At 36.1% G+C, this 13,091-nt stretch carries 14 protein-coding genes and 1 tRNA gene; 9 read left to right on the top strand and 6 right to left on the bottom strand.

Going from position 1 to position 13,091, the window contains the following annotated elements:
• Positions 1–118: 118 nt before the first annotated feature.
• The 3 genes from AC07UM_RS04925 to AC07UM_RS04935 form a co-directional block, all read right to left on the bottom strand.
• Entirely contained in the window at positions 119–256 is a 138-nt protein-coding gene (locus tag AC07UM_RS04925) for a hypothetical protein (RefSeq protein ID WP_494684673.1), read from the bottom strand.
• Between the two features lie 102 nt (positions 257–358).
• Entirely contained in the window at positions 359–1,378 is a 1,020-nt protein-coding gene (locus AC07UM_RS04930) for a helix-turn-helix transcriptional regulator (protein WP_494684674.1), read from the bottom strand.
• Positions 1,379–1,450: 72 nt separating this feature from the next.
• Positions 1,451–1,786 carry a HopJ type III effector protein gene (locus AC07UM_RS04935; RefSeq protein ID WP_103233518.1) on the bottom strand — a complete coding sequence of 112 codons (336 nt, stop codon included), beginning with the start codon at positions 1,784–1,786 and terminating at the stop codon, positions 1,451–1,453.
• Between the two features lie 744 nt (positions 1,787–2,530).
• On the opposite strand from AC07UM_RS04935, the gene AC07UM_RS04940 reads away from it, so the two are divergent.
• From AC07UM_RS04940 to AC07UM_RS04950, 3 genes are all read left to right on the top strand, one after another.
• Entirely contained in the window at positions 2,531–3,331 is an 801-nt protein-coding gene (locus tag AC07UM_RS04940) for an RtcB family protein (protein WP_494684866.1), read from the top strand.
• Positions 3,332–3,523: 192 nt separating this feature from the next.
• Positions 3,524–3,631: transfer RNA gene (locus tag AC07UM_RS04945), tRNA-OTHER, on the top strand.
• 245 nt (positions 3,632–3,876) lie between these two features.
• The gene (locus AC07UM_RS04950) at positions 3,877–5,631 is read left to right on the top strand and encodes a hypothetical protein (RefSeq protein WP_494684675.1); all 1,755 of its coding nucleotides are present in this window, start codon (positions 3,877–3,879) and stop codon (positions 5,629–5,631) included.
• A gap of 143 nt (positions 5,632–5,774) precedes the next feature.
• Here AC07UM_RS04950 and AC07UM_RS04955 read toward each other — a convergent pair whose 3' ends face one another.
• Both AC07UM_RS04955 and AC07UM_RS04960 read right to left on the bottom strand, forming a co-directional pair.
• Positions 5,775–6,329: a histidine phosphatase family protein gene (locus tag AC07UM_RS04955; RefSeq protein WP_494684676.1), complete on the bottom strand. Its 555-nt coding sequence runs from the start codon at positions 6,327–6,329 to the stop codon at positions 5,775–5,777.
• A complete protein-coding gene (locus AC07UM_RS04960) occupies positions 6,314–7,096 on the bottom strand; it encodes an adenosylcobinamide-GDP ribazoletransferase (RefSeq protein ID WP_494684677.1) in 783 nt (260 codons plus the stop codon). The genes AC07UM_RS04955 and AC07UM_RS04960 overlap by 16 nt, the downstream gene beginning before the upstream one ends.
• 179 nt (positions 7,097–7,275) lie before the next feature.
• On the opposite strand from AC07UM_RS04960, the gene AC07UM_RS04965 reads away from it, so the two are divergent.
• Entirely contained in the window at positions 7,276–8,292 is a 1,017-nt protein-coding gene (locus AC07UM_RS04965) for a hypothetical protein (RefSeq protein ID WP_494684678.1), read from the top strand.
• 58 nt (positions 8,293–8,350) lie between these two features.
• Here the strand turns inward: AC07UM_RS04965 and cobT are convergent, their stop codons facing one another.
• The gene (gene cobT / locus AC07UM_RS04970) at positions 8,351–9,358 is read right to left on the bottom strand and encodes a nicotinate-nucleotide--dimethylbenzimidazole phosphoribosyltransferase (protein ID WP_494684679.1); all 1,008 of its coding nucleotides are present in this window, start codon (positions 9,356–9,358) and stop codon (positions 8,351–8,353) included.
• A 385-nt stretch (positions 9,359–9,743) separates the two neighbouring features.
• Between cobT and AC07UM_RS04975 the strand changes: the two genes are divergently transcribed.
• From AC07UM_RS04975 to AC07UM_RS04995, 5 genes are read left to right on the top strand one after another with little or no spacing between them, the layout of a single operon-like run.
• Positions 9,744–10,493: a nucleotidyltransferase domain-containing protein gene (locus AC07UM_RS04975; RefSeq protein ID WP_494684680.1), complete on the top strand. Its 750-nt coding sequence runs from the start codon at positions 9,744–9,746 to the stop codon at positions 10,491–10,493.
• Positions 10,494–10,499: 6 nt separating this feature from the next.
• Entirely contained in the window at positions 10,500–11,138 is a 639-nt protein-coding gene (locus AC07UM_RS04980) for a hypothetical protein (RefSeq protein WP_494684681.1), read from the top strand.
• Positions 11,135–11,866: an ATP-grasp domain-containing protein gene (locus AC07UM_RS04985; RefSeq protein ID WP_494684682.1), complete on the top strand. Its 732-nt coding sequence runs from the start codon at positions 11,135–11,137 to the stop codon at positions 11,864–11,866. Before AC07UM_RS04980 ends, AC07UM_RS04985 begins: the two co-directional genes overlap by 4 nt.
• A 4-nt stretch (positions 11,867–11,870) precedes the next feature.
• Positions 11,871–12,305 (top strand): AAA family ATPase, encoded by a 435-nt coding sequence (locus tag AC07UM_RS04990; RefSeq protein WP_494684683.1) that lies wholly within the window; start codon positions 11,871–11,873, stop codon positions 12,303–12,305.
• On the top strand, positions 12,295–13,056 hold the full coding sequence (locus AC07UM_RS04995) for a tRNA(His) guanylyltransferase Thg1 family protein (protein ID WP_494684684.1): 762 nt from the start codon (positions 12,295–12,297) through the stop codon (positions 13,054–13,056). The genes AC07UM_RS04990 and AC07UM_RS04995 overlap by 11 nt, the downstream gene beginning before the upstream one ends.
• Positions 13,057–13,091 lie beyond the last annotated feature (35 nt).

Consider the following 13,091-nt stretch of genomic DNA (forward strand, 5'->3'; position numbering starts at 1 on the left):
CTTGGAGGTGGAGAAAATTCAGAGAATTTTTGACGGGGTGGTTTCAACAAAAAAAGAGACTGTGCATACTCATGACAGTCTCTTTTTCAATAATTTTAAATTTTAACTACTATTACGTTTAAGCCGTAATCTGCTTTGGTTCTTTATCTTTCTGATCTTCTTTTTTATCAAGTTTCTCAGATATTTTTTTAACAATATATTCTATTGCTATAGGGGCTAAGATTGCTATTAATGCTTTAAATATTCTTGATTTCATAGTGTGGTATTGTTGCTATATAAATGCAATTTCCAAGCCAAGATAAAACGAAAGAACAAATTATTTTACACAACCTTCTATCAATAAGCATCTTAAACAACCTTAATTCTCATCAGGAACAATCAGATTCTGATAATTTTTACTTCCTATTTTAAATTTTTCTTCCATTTTCACTCTTAATTTCCGAGGTTTATGAACAATCAAACTGTCACCAAACCCAAGCAATAATCTTTCTAATTCAAAATTGATCTGAACACATATTTTAAACAGAGTTCCATCATGATCTTCTCTTATAATCTCCTGGCTTTTATGCAGCGGCTTGGTTTTCACATAGGGTGCATTGCCTGAATCTACCCAAAAGATGACATTCCTCGGATCCATTGACTCTGAAACCGTAACCCCCACAATATCTTTAAAATAGTCATCACCATCAAGATCCTTGTCAATATATTGAAGTTTTTCATCTACTTCAATGCTTTCCATCCTGTCCAACGCCAGATTATACATTTTCTGCTTATAAAGACAGATCAAAAACCAACGGTTGTTGAATTCTTTCAACAACTGCGGGTGAACAGTAAAAACGTTGGATTCCCTTGCCGTAAAACTTTTATAGAGAATCTTCAACCCTTTTTTATTCAAGATGCTTTCATACAGGATATCAATATGCTCCAGTCCTTTCAGCTGTTCATTTTTATCGAGATGAATGATAGACTTCTGACTTGTTGCGTGAATAGAGTCTTCCAGCTTCTGAATGACCCCGTTCATTTCCTTAAACATAGAAAAGTCTTTGAATTGTTTTAAAATCTGGACCGCATTGTTCATCGCCTTCAGGTCGCTTTCATTCACAGAAATATTATGAATACTGTAGTCAGCATCACTATAGCGGTAATATTTTCTTTCATACACTTCAATAGGAGCTTCATACCCGAATTTCTCACTCCGCATATTTTGCAAATCAAGCTGAACCGTCCGCTTACTTACATAAGATTCTTTTCCCTCGAATTCAAATAATGCTTCCGAACATTCATCAATGAGATCTTCCAGCGTATATTTTCTATATTTGTTTTTAAGACATTTATCTAATGTTTTATATCTGATCAGAGCGTTTTTATTGGATGACATACCTTAGTGTTTAATGATTGGGTGTTTTTATTAAGCAGTTCGCTTATTCGCCTTTTGATCTTTTCTAAAAAACTATTTCTCTTTCAGTGCATTTTCGTCAAAAGTAATGCCCTCCCAGCCAAATTTTATAAAGTTTCGGATATTCTGGTGATCAGTTCCCTCCGGATTTTTCAACACATCTTCTCTATAGAATTCTCCAAAAAGACAAAGTGTTTCTTCTTTCGTCAGATCCTGAATACTGGCGAAGCTGAAAACTTTGCACGAACCATTATTCTGTCCCGCCTGGTTCGTAGTATCTCCATTCTGAAAAGCAGTAGGAGTAAATTCATAATTTTCATCAATGTGAGCAATAACATCATTAAACTGTATCGTTTCCGGGAAATGTTTTAGTTGTTCTAATAATACCATGAGCCTTGTTTTTTTTTAGATTATATATTGGTTTGGCCAATTTGCAGATCTGCCTTTTCGCCTTTTTAATTAAACTTTTTGTAAAAATAATTAAAATTTCTTTATCTGCGCAAAATAGTTGCGCAATAACGTATTTACTTTGCAATATCAAAATGAAATAAAATGGAATTTAATGGTAATCATTTAATCGAATTAGGATATAGACCAGCAAAATGGTTTAAAGATGCTATTAGCTATATCAATGAGAATAATCTGGATGAACATCAGATCGCGGAATATCTGGTACAGTTCAAGCAGCCAGATATTATTCCGCTCCATGAAACAGCTAAAGATTTTATGATCAACATCCGTGCAGAACACGAAAGTGAAAGTGATAATGTAGAAAAAGTAATCAGAACCATGAAAGTCCTGATGAAAACCCCTACGCTGATTGACGGAGCTTTAATGCCTGATGCCTGCCCTACAGGTCCTGAAGGTCAAATCCCTGTAGGGGGTGTGGTGGTTGCCAAAAATGCCATTCACCCAGGATTCCATAGCGCTGATATCTGCTGTTCTGTCATGCTGACGGATTTTGGAAAAGCCAATCCTAAAGAGGTTCTGGATGCAGCTCATTCTATAACACATTTTGGATATGGAGGAAGACCAAGAGGAGAACAGATGCCAATGTCTCAGGAATTGATGGATGCTTTCAGAGAAAATGAATTCTTAAATGATGAAAAACTGATCAGCATTGCCCGTTCTCATATGGGAACTCAGGGAGACGGAAACCACTTCATTTTCGTGGGAATCTCCAAAAATACAGGAAATACCATGATGGTCACACATCACGGGTCCAGAGCACCGGGAGCTGCTTTATATGATAAAGGAATGAAGGTTGCCAACCGTTTCAGACAGGAAATCTCCCCTGAAACATTGAGAGAAAATGCCTGGATTCCTTATGATACTGAAGAAGGACAATCCTATTGGGAAGCGCTACAGCTGATCAGACAATGGACAAAAGAAAACCATACTTCCCTTCATGATGCAGTTTTGAATAAACTGGAAATGGAAAAGGAAGACAGATATTGGAATGAGCATAACTTCGTTTTCAAAGATGGAGATCTGTTCTATCATGCAAAAGGAGCCACTCCGCTGGATGATAAATTCATGCCTGATATCACGGGACCAAGATTGATTCCGTTGAATATGGCAGAACCGGTATTGATCGTTCAGGGAAAAACGAATGAAAGAAACTTAGGTTTTGCACCGCATGGAGCAGGAAGAAATTTCAGCAGAAGCCAGCATAAAAGATCTTTGGCTCATAAAACGACTGAAGACATCTTCAATGAAGAAACAGAAGGATTGGATATCCGTTTCTACTCCAATGAGGTTGATATTTCTGAACTTCCGAGCGCTTATAAAAGTGCGAAGAACGTAAGAGCACAGATTGAGGAGTACGGACTTTGTGAAGTTCTGGATGAAGTAATGCCTTATGGGTGTATCATGGCCGGAGACGTGCAGAAGAATGCCCCATGGAAGAAAAAGAAGAAATTCAGAAAAGCATAATTTTTAATTTAATATGTAAAATTTCTTTAATACTTAAACCTTATAGGTTTTAAAAACCTATAAGGTTTATGAAAAATAATAACGAAATCTTATAGCCATAGAACACTATAAGAGCATCAAAAAAAAACTAATAACCAAGCCTTACAGGTCTAAAAGCCTGTAGGGTTCATGAAAACTTTTTTCATAACGGCAGGAGCAGTAGCTCAGATGGTAGAGCAACAAAATTACTTTTCGCTGCAGGCAAATAAAGTTCCTATGAATCCCCATTGTGTGTCACAGGTTCGAATCCTGTCTGCTCCTCAAAATAACGAAAATGCTTATATTCATGTATTCGTCATTTTCATAAGATAAAAAAATTAAAGGCAAAGAAAGTTCCTATAATTCAGAATTACTTTCCGCCTTTTCACCAATGATAAGGCAAAGGGAGTTCCTATATTTTTTGGATAAATTACTCCCCGCTTTTTATAAACTATAGGTAAAAGGAGTTCCTATACCCTTCACTTTTAATGAATCTACTCCTCACTTATTTTTTAAACTAAAAAACAATGAAAACACTACAATTATTCAATGCTGTACTGGCTAGAAAATCTGATGAAAAGCCATTTATTTCTGATAATGGTTTTATCATTGAGCCTGATGCAGTTTGGGCAAAAAAAGAGATTATCTCTTATTATGCAAAGGAAAAACTAAATGGAAATGATTTGAACAAAACCTTTCATAAATCCTGGGAGAAAATAAAAAACACTTCCAGAATAGAATTGTTTTTTGAACAGATCGAACATTATATTTCAACGTACGGAAGTAATTTTCAGAACGAAATTTATATTCCTGAAGAAGTTTTGAATGTTCCCAACATGAAACTGATCTTTAAAGTAGTCAAAGCCTATACTGTAGAAGAAATGCAGGAAAAATGCCTTTCTCTTTTAAGATCCGGAATTGCTTTGAAAGAAGAAACGATTGATGATCTGCTTTCTATTTTACATACAGAACTGGATTATGATTTTACAGGAAAAGAAAACATCAGAAATAAAGAAGCGATCATAAAAATAGCCGACTTATATGACATCTATCCTGAAAATCCTGTTGAGTTTTTCCGTTATGTTATTTATAAAACAACGAATACAACGCTTCTCATCAAAAATGATGATTTGATTAATGTAATCAAGCAAAGTAAATTCAACCCAACCTATCTGTTCGAAAGCTTTGGACTGGAAAAACTGGCAGAAATTTTTAACAGATTCAAACCTTTATTCCTTGCTTATAAAAACAGAGCTCCAAAAGCGGTCAATAAAATATCCAAGCTGTCTAAAGTACACCATAAGCCATTAATTTCAAATCCATTGAATGATGCTACCAATACATTGCTGGAAAACAGCGATTGGCATTGGCTGGAAAATGCGACACCGTTTGCATTATTTAAAGCATTGTCAGCATGTCATTCAAGAATGTATGGTCAGGATACCTTTGTTTACAGAGTCAGAAACGGAAAATCATGGACTAAAAAAGGTAAGGAAACTTACGTGAATCAATTCAACTATGATTTCATTTTGGACTTTTTGAAACTGAAGTACGAAAACCTTTCCGGAAAGAAATTCTATTTCCCGGAGAATGTAGAATTTGCATTGCCGACATCTGAAAAAATGTTTGTGGGAAATATTCCTACCGGAACCCGTTTTTATGGAGATAGACTTGCCGTTGGTATCTATTGGGAAGATCAATGGGGGGCCAATGACCTTGACCTTTCAGGATTGAATATTGCCGGAAAAATAGGTTGGAATGCCGCTTATAATCATGGTGAAGGACAATTGATGTATTCCGGAGATATGACTTCCGCTCCCAACGGTGCTGTTGAATATCTTTATGCCAATAAAGGGCTGAGTACGCCAACACTTGTCATGAACAACGTTTTCAGTGGAGATGCGAATTGTGGATATAAAATCGTCATCGGAAAAGGAGATAACATTTCCTACGACTATATGATGAATCCTAATCATCTCTTTACTGAAGCCAGATGTAACTCGGTTCAGAAACAAATGATTCTGGGAATGTTGTTACCAAAGGACGGAAAGCAATGTTTCGTACTATTGAATTTCGGAGCAGGACATTCTCATGTTTCAGGAAATAATGAAGTATCCATCATGGCAACCAGTGCCTTGTACCAGCAATGGTACGAAGCGATGTCTTTCAATGAACTTGTAAAAGAACTTGGAGCAGAGATTACTACAGAAAAAGCGGAAGCTGATTTTGATTTCTCACTGGAAAGCCTGGAAAAAGATAGTTTTATCAGGATTTTTAAATAAATTCCATGACGTCATCTGATTGTATCGGGTGGCGTTTTTTTGTGGGAGACAACTTTGACCACCCCGTCAAAAATTCTTTGAATTTTCGCCACCCCTCCGAGGGAGGGAAATTTTCACATCTTCAGTTGGGATGTTGGTCAGTATTATACATTCAACTTTTTAACAGAAAAAATTTCTTCATTTAGATCAATGACGACTTTCTTTCCATAATCAATCTGAATCGTAAACATATTCTCCAACGGAAACTGAAGCACAGTCTGAAGGATCAGACGAATGACTCCGGCATGGGTGATGACCAGCACTTTATTGATATCTTTTTTCTGAATGAGTTCATTCCAAAAACTAAGGACACGGACCTGCATTTCAAGAAGATTTTCACCTCCCGAAGCTTTTACATTGATAAAATCTTTGTACCACGGATTGATTTCTTTTTCCGGAATATCAGTCCATTTTTGCAGTTCCCAGTTCCCGAAATTCATTTCGCGAAGTCTTTCATCTGTTTGATAATGAAACATACAATAATCCGCTAAAAAATGGCAGCGTTCAGAAGGACTTGAAATAACCGCGTCATAATCAAAGTCTATATTCACGTTTTTAAAATCTTCAAGATACTCCTTCCGTAGTGGCATTTCAGCAAATCCATAACAAAGGTTTTCAGGGTTTTCTACAACGGTATGACGAATCAGATGAATTTCCATACGATTATTGTTCCTAAGTAAAACAAAACTTCACAAACCTGCTGAACAGACCCCAGGCAATCTCCAGTATAGCCTCCGATATGCTTTTTAAAATACCAGCCCATATAGATTTTCCCTACATACGCCAGCACAAAAGCGAAAATCAACCGCCAGTCCGGAATCAGGGCAAAAGCAAGTAAAATACTGATGAATCCTACCAGCAAACCCATTCCGTCCAAAGGTTTATTGGCCAAAGGTTTCGATTTGCTGACGTCAATATCGGTAACATATTGGTGAGTATAGATCATTGTTCCTGAAATAAAACGGCTTACTGTATGACCTAAAATAACAATCCCTAAAACTCCCACTGGATGAGCCATTCCCAACGCCTGAATACTGTAAAATTTTAACGCAAAAAGCAGGATAATTCCAATAGTTCCATAAGCTCCTACCCGGCTGTCTTTCATGATGGTCAGAATTTTCTCTTTCCCATATCCCCCTCCGAAACTGTCGCACATATCTGTAAAACCATCTTCATGAAATGCTCCGGTCAATAAAACACTGGAAATCATCATTAACACAATTCCTATTTCAAGATTAAAAAACAATGTAGAAAGATAAAGAATCACGGCGTTGATCAATCCTACCAAGAGCCCGACCCAGGCAAAGTATTTTTGAGATTTATTCATGATCTCACTAGAATAAGGAACGGTAAACGGAACCGGAATTCTGGTGAAGAACATCAGAGCTGTGGCAAAGTAGATCAGTTCATTCTTGAGTACTTTCATATGTTCTTTTTAAATATAAAATTGGATTAACCAATTCCCGTAAAATTAGGAAAGCTTTTAATAATGGTAAAGAGATCAATTAAAAAAATGAAAAACATGAATCTTATCATTCGAAATTGATCCCTTTTATTTCCTGAGTATTTTTAGTTTTGCACCATAATAACCATGAAAAAAAACAAATGAAAAAAGCGTATTTCGTTGGATGGTGTCTTCTATCCATAGTAAGCTGTTCGGCTCCCGGTGATGAACTGGAAGCTTTAAATGAGTCGCAAACTCTTAACGGATCTTCTCCTAACCTATTAGCAAAAGGAGGCTTCAGAGATAATCCGGATACCCCTACTCCGCCTCCCGCAGGAATCTGGTCCCAATCTTTTTACTTAACAAAACCTATTTACGGTTTTTATAGTACTCTTACCAAAAAATACCTGTACAATAACTCTCCCTTAGCATCCGAACTTCCTAAATCTTATCCGGGACTAAGCTATTATTTTCAGGATAGATTACTGGGATCTGCAGACGGGCCGGGGGCTGTTATTTCAAGCTGGTTTCATACAGGCAGTAATGATTTGGTATTAACAACCAATCCTAATGAATTTGCCGGACAAAGTTATTGGGAGAAAAGAGATCTTGGCACCAGCTACAATGGTGATGAGCCGGGAAGCTTTCCGATTTACAGGTATTTTAATGCTGATAAAAAAACGCACTTTTATACGAGAGATAAAAATGAATTGGGAGACGGAAAAGACGGATTTGTTTACGAAGGTATTTCTTTCTACTTAAAAGAATCGGAGCCTAAAGCTTTCAGAATCCGTGACGGAGAATTTTTCCAGGATAACAGTACAGGAGCCGTATACATTGTTTTTGAAAGTACTTTAAGACGTATTGAATCCTGGTCTGTTGTGAATGGATTATTCGATTTTAAACCGAATCCAAGAACAGGAAAACCTAAAGACTGGAAGATTTTAAAGGTTAATAATATCAATGACTATACCGGAGAAAGAGGACCAGATATCACTTCAGCCAATCAATTGGTACAAAACACCAACGACGGTAAAATATATTTGGTTGATGATGGTTTATACCGATATATTCCTACTGATCTGATATTTAAATTGTATAACTTCAATGAAGATGCTATTCAGCACAAACCTGTGCGTATGATGTTTACAGGCAAGGATATTGCTAAAACTTACTAATCGTTTTCATTTCTATACCATAAAAGGGGCTTCACTGCCCCTTTATTATTTTCTAAAGCTAAGATGATTTATTAGAAATATGAGCATCTTCAAAGCTTGACATTTCATTCAGGAAATTAACCGCACTTTGAATAATCGGGTATGCCAATGCACAGCCTGTTCCTTCACCAAGACGAAGATTGAGATTTAAAACAGCTTTCTCTCTCATCAGCCCCAACAGTTGAGGGTGGGCATTTTCATTGCTTACATGACAGAAGATACAGTTGTTCAGAATCTCAGGGTTCTTTTTCCAGACTGTCGCTACCGCTACCGTGGCAATAAATCCATCCACCATGATCAGCATGTTATGATGATAAGCTTCTTCTATTGCTCCAATCATTTGGGCAATTTCTAATCCGCCAAAAGTTTGGGCAATTTCATCCTCAGTCATTGCAGCCGGATATTTTTCTATGGCTTCTGTTAAGATATTCACCTTATTCTGCAGCTGATGGTCATTCAGTCCGGTTCCTCGTCCGATACAGTTTGTAATCGGAATATCAAAGAGTTTGCTCATCATTAAAGAAGAAGCTGAAGTATTCCCGATTCCCATTTCACCGAAACCAATGATATTACACCCTTTTCCCACAATATCAGTAACCACAGCCTTACCGTTTTTAAGCGCCTGCTGATATTCTTCGGGAGTCATAGCGGGTTCTTCCAGAATATTACGGCTGGATTTTCTGACTTTTTTATTTACCAGATTCAACCCTTCCGGAAAATCAAAATTGACTCCTGCATCTACAATGTTAATCTTAATACCATGCTGTCTGCAAAAAACATTGATTGCAGCCCCTCCTCCAAGAAAATTCATGACCATCTGATAGGTTACTTCCTGTGGATAGGCACTTACCCCTGCTGTAGCAATCCCGTGATCGGCAGCGAAAACCACCATATGAGGATTCAATAACTGGGGCGAAGTGGTCTTCTGAACCATTCCAATTTTGTGAACAAGATTTTCCAATTGTCCTAATGCGCCTAATGGTTTTGTTTTGAAATCAATTTTATGCTGTAGTTCTGATGATAACATGGATTTTTATAGTTATGTTAAATGGAAAAGTGCAATATTAGTAAAATTCAATGAGTATCTTTCTTTTGTCTTGACACAAAAGAAACAAAAGGTCAAGACCTGGAAAATTGAGCTAAAAATAAAATGTGTTCTCTAAAAATTCTAAACTCGTGCGAATTCATTATTGTTTTTTTGTATCAATATTTTTGTCGCACTCAAACAGAAGAATTTTCTTAACGTTCACAAAATTTATTTTTTTACCACACAATTTTCAAAGGTCAAAGAAAGACTTTGGTCTGCAGCATTCATTTATCTTCTCATTCTTTTAAAAATTTCTGTAACTCAAAATAACTACGCGAGTACATTGCGCACATCATCTTTTACTTTGCAATATAAATGAAAAACAATGACACCAAAAATACTTGAAAAAATAAAAGAAGTTGAGGCAAGCCGGGGCGTAGAAGTCCTTCTTGCCGTAGAATCAGGAAGCAGAGCCTGGGGTTTTGCGTCTCCTGACAGTGATTATGATATACGTTTTATATACCGTCATGAAAAGGACTGGTATCTTTCTCCCTGGGATAAGGATGAAACCATAGAATTTATGACAGAAGATGATCTGGACGGCTCCGGTTGGGATCTGCGAAAGACTTTTCACCTTTTGCTGAAGTCAAATGCTGCTTTGCTGAGCTGGTTCTATTCTCCTATCGTTTATAAAGCGGACGAAAAGTTTGCAGAACTCTTCAGACCTTTGGCTGATGCCTGCTTTTCTCCGGTCGCAGTTTCTTATCATTATTTGAGCATGAGCAAGAAATATCTGGAAGCGTGCAGAAGTGATGAAGTAAAATTAAAAAGTTATTTTTATTGCCTCCGAACTACCCTTACCGGAAAATGGATCATAGAAAAAGGAACGTTTCCGCCTGTATTGTTCAGTGATCTGCTTGTTTTAACAGATGATACAACCAGACGGAAAATAGAAGATCTTGTTGCCTTAAAAGCGACCAAAGGAGAATCTTACTACCATCCGAACGATTGGGAACTGTTTGATTTTCTTGAGAAAACAGTCGCTGAAAATGAGGAAAAATCGAAGAGTTTATCAGGAGGAAAGGCCGATAAAGCTGAGATGGAAAGGGTTTTTAGGGAGATATTACATTTATAATAATTTATGAAACAATTATCTGAAAGAGCACTGACTTTTTTAAACAGTAAGGAAAGAAAAAAAGAATTTTATATTGAAAGAGAAGATATTGAAAAGCATTTAAGCTTATATCCCATCAAAGATTTTTCTGAAATTCTAAGGTTTCAAGAAAGCTATTCCGGATATATCATACAGGACATTATCTTCTATATTTTCAAGCCTGAGCAAATAAAAGAACTTCAACAGATTGAGACTTTTCGTTATGAAGGACAGGTTCTGTTTCCTCTGTGCGATGGACTCTACCTTTCGGAAAGTGGAACGGTTGCATTAAAGGATAACATTCCCGGTCCTTATCTATTTTTTTATGAATCTTTTGAAACCTTTATAGAGCAACAAGCCTTTTTTGCAAGTTATCAGGAATACAGACAACTTCCCTGCATTGGATATGGCATTGATGACTTTAACTCGCTTTCAGAAGCTCTTTCTGATTATGACTTCATTTCTGAATGTTCTGACAAGTATCATATGATGTGGAAAAACAGTTCCAATCTTGTGCATGCCAGATTATATACAGAAGGGTACAACATTATTTTGGATAGTGTTTCAGAAGATGAGCGTAGCCACCTAGTTAAATATTTTGAATCAAAAAAAGTGACCTTATTATGAAAAATATAATTGCTCTGTCTCCTATGTATACAGAAGACAGTAACAATCTGAAAAAAGCATCCCTCAGTTCGCCGTATGTACTGAGTCGTTTCAACGCCAAATGGAATGTTCCCGAAGAATTTCGTCAGGATGTAATTGGAGTGTATGGTGAGGATATTTATGCGGAAATTGTTGCTGAACAATGTAATTTAACATTAACAAAACCCGATGATGACTGGCTTTCAAATGTTTCAGAAGAGTTTACAAAACGGAAAATTGTTTACGGAAGGCTGAAAGATTTCGTACATGAAGAAAATATTTTCATCAAATGTTCGGATTTTAAAAGTTTTAAAGCAGGAGTTTTCGATAAAGTTACAGATATCAAAGGCTTTGAAACACTGGATCCGGAAAGCATGGTTTTCACCTCTGAAGTTGTGGAATGGGAGCTTGAAGTGAGATGTTTTGTTTTAAATAATGAAATTAAAACGTATTCTTCTTATTGGCGAAATGATGTTTTCGATACTGATGAACTTTCAGAAAGAGAAAAGAAAGATCTATTTCAATTCTTTGAATCCTTTATTCAAAAGTATTCTTCTACTCTTCCCACTGGTATTGTGCTGGATTTTGGAATTATAAAAGGGAAAGGCTGGGCTTTAATTGAAGCTAATCCCGCATGGTGTTCAGGTTTGTATGCATGCGATGCAGAGAAAGCACTGGAGGTAATTGTGAACAGTTGCATTAAAAATTAAGATTATGGAAATGAATATTCTCATTGGGATTCCTGCAAGTGGAAAAAGTTCCTTTTACAAGGAGCTTTTTTTCAATTCGCATATCAGAATCAGCATGGATTTACTGAATACACGAAATAAAGAAGGAAAGTTACTCCAGTATTGTTTCGAAACACAATCAAAGATGGTAATTGATAATACGAATGTAACTAAAGAAAGCCGAAAAAAATACATTGAATTCGCTCAACAAAATAAATATGAAGTTATCGGGTATTATTTTGACAGCAATGTTCAGGATTGTATGGAACGAAATAGAAACAGAAAAGATTCCATTAACGAAATTGGAATAAAAGCAAAATATAAAGAACTGGAAATACCTTTATTCGAAGAAGGTTTTGACAAAATATTCAATGTGAAAATTGTGGATCAAAAATTTGAAGTCAACGATTATGAAATTTGAAGAAATTGAAGCTTTAATGCGAAGAAATGAAAGTCTTTTGGAACAGTACATTCTGCCGGAAAATTTTATGATTGTAAGATTAGATGGAAGAGGATTCACAAAACTCACCAAAGAAAAACTTTCACTTGAAAAGCCATTTGATCAAAAGTTCAGTCAGGTAATGATTGATACTACAAAATACCTCTTTAGCATTGGTTTTAAAGTAATATACGGTTATACTCAAAGCGATGAAATTTCTCTATTGATTCATAAAGATGACAATACGTTCAATAGAAAAATAAGAAAGATAAACTCTGTTTTAGCAGGGGAAGCAAGTGCCTTTTTCAGTCTGCAGTTTCAGGAAATCTGTGTTTTCGACTGTAGAACCATTGCCATTCCCAATCGGGAAATGCTTCTGGATTATTTTTGCTGGAGACAGGAAGATTCTCACAGAAATTCGCTTTCTGCTTATTGTTACTGGACATTAAGAAAAAATGGTTTTAATGCCAAACAAACCACAGAAACCATTGAAAAAATGTCACAATCTGATAAAAACGAATTGCTTTTTCAGTACGGAATCAATTATAACAATCTTCCGTCATGGCAAAAACGTGGTGTCGGAGTTTTAAATAAGGAGATAAAAAAGCAAGGCTTCAATCCTTTTATTAAAGAATCTGTTGTTTATTTAAGAAATGAATTGTTTGTCGAAAACGAATTAGCAACACGTGAGAGTTATAGAACATTTTTAAAAGAGATTTTTGACAAATTTTAATTTTTTTGAAAAGCCCATAAAATCTTTTGGAAACT

It is taken from the genome of Chryseobacterium sp. GW821-FHT04C04, assembly GCF_059420365.1.

Coding starts and splice junctions, on each gene's coding strand:
- AC07UM_RS04925 (WP_494684673.1), bottom strand. CDS start 256: ATGAAATCAAGAATATTTAAAGCATTAATAGCAATCTTAGCCCCTATA.
- AC07UM_RS04930 (WP_494684674.1), bottom strand. CDS start 1,378: ATGTCATCCAATAAAAACGCTCTGATCAGATATAAAACATTAGATAAA.
- AC07UM_RS04935 (WP_103233518.1), bottom strand. CDS start 1,786: ATGGTATTATTAGAACAACTAAAACATTTCCCGGAAACGATACAGTTT.
- AC07UM_RS04940 (WP_494684866.1), top strand. CDS start 2,531: ATGGGAACTCAGGGAGACGGAAACCACTTCATTTTCGTGGGAATCTCC.
- AC07UM_RS04950 (WP_494684675.1), top strand. CDS start 3,877: ATGAAAACACTACAATTATTCAATGCTGTACTGGCTAGAAAATCTGAT.
- AC07UM_RS04955 (WP_494684676.1), bottom strand. CDS start 6,329: ATGGAAATTCATCTGATTCGTCATACCGTTGTAGAAAACCCTGAAAAC.
- AC07UM_RS04960 (WP_494684677.1), bottom strand. CDS start 7,096: ATGAAAGTACTCAAGAATGAACTGATCTACTTTGCCACAGCTCTGATG.
- AC07UM_RS04965 (WP_494684678.1), top strand. CDS start 7,276: ATGAAAAAAGCGTATTTCGTTGGATGGTGTCTTCTATCCATAGTAAGC.
- cobT (WP_494684679.1), bottom strand. CDS start 9,358: ATGTTATCATCAGAACTACAGCATAAAATTGATTTCAAAACAAAACCA.
- AC07UM_RS04975 (WP_494684680.1), top strand. CDS start 9,744: ATGACACCAAAAATACTTGAAAAAATAAAAGAAGTTGAGGCAAGCCGG.
- AC07UM_RS04980 (WP_494684681.1), top strand. CDS start 10,500: ATGAAACAATTATCTGAAAGAGCACTGACTTTTTTAAACAGTAAGGAA.
- AC07UM_RS04985 (WP_494684682.1), top strand. CDS start 11,135: ATGAAAAATATAATTGCTCTGTCTCCTATGTATACAGAAGACAGTAAC.
- AC07UM_RS04990 (WP_494684683.1), top strand. CDS start 11,871: ATGGAAATGAATATTCTCATTGGGATTCCTGCAAGTGGAAAAAGTTCC.
- AC07UM_RS04995 (WP_494684684.1), top strand. CDS start 12,295: ATGAAATTTGAAGAAATTGAAGCTTTAATGCGAAGAAATGAAAGTCTT.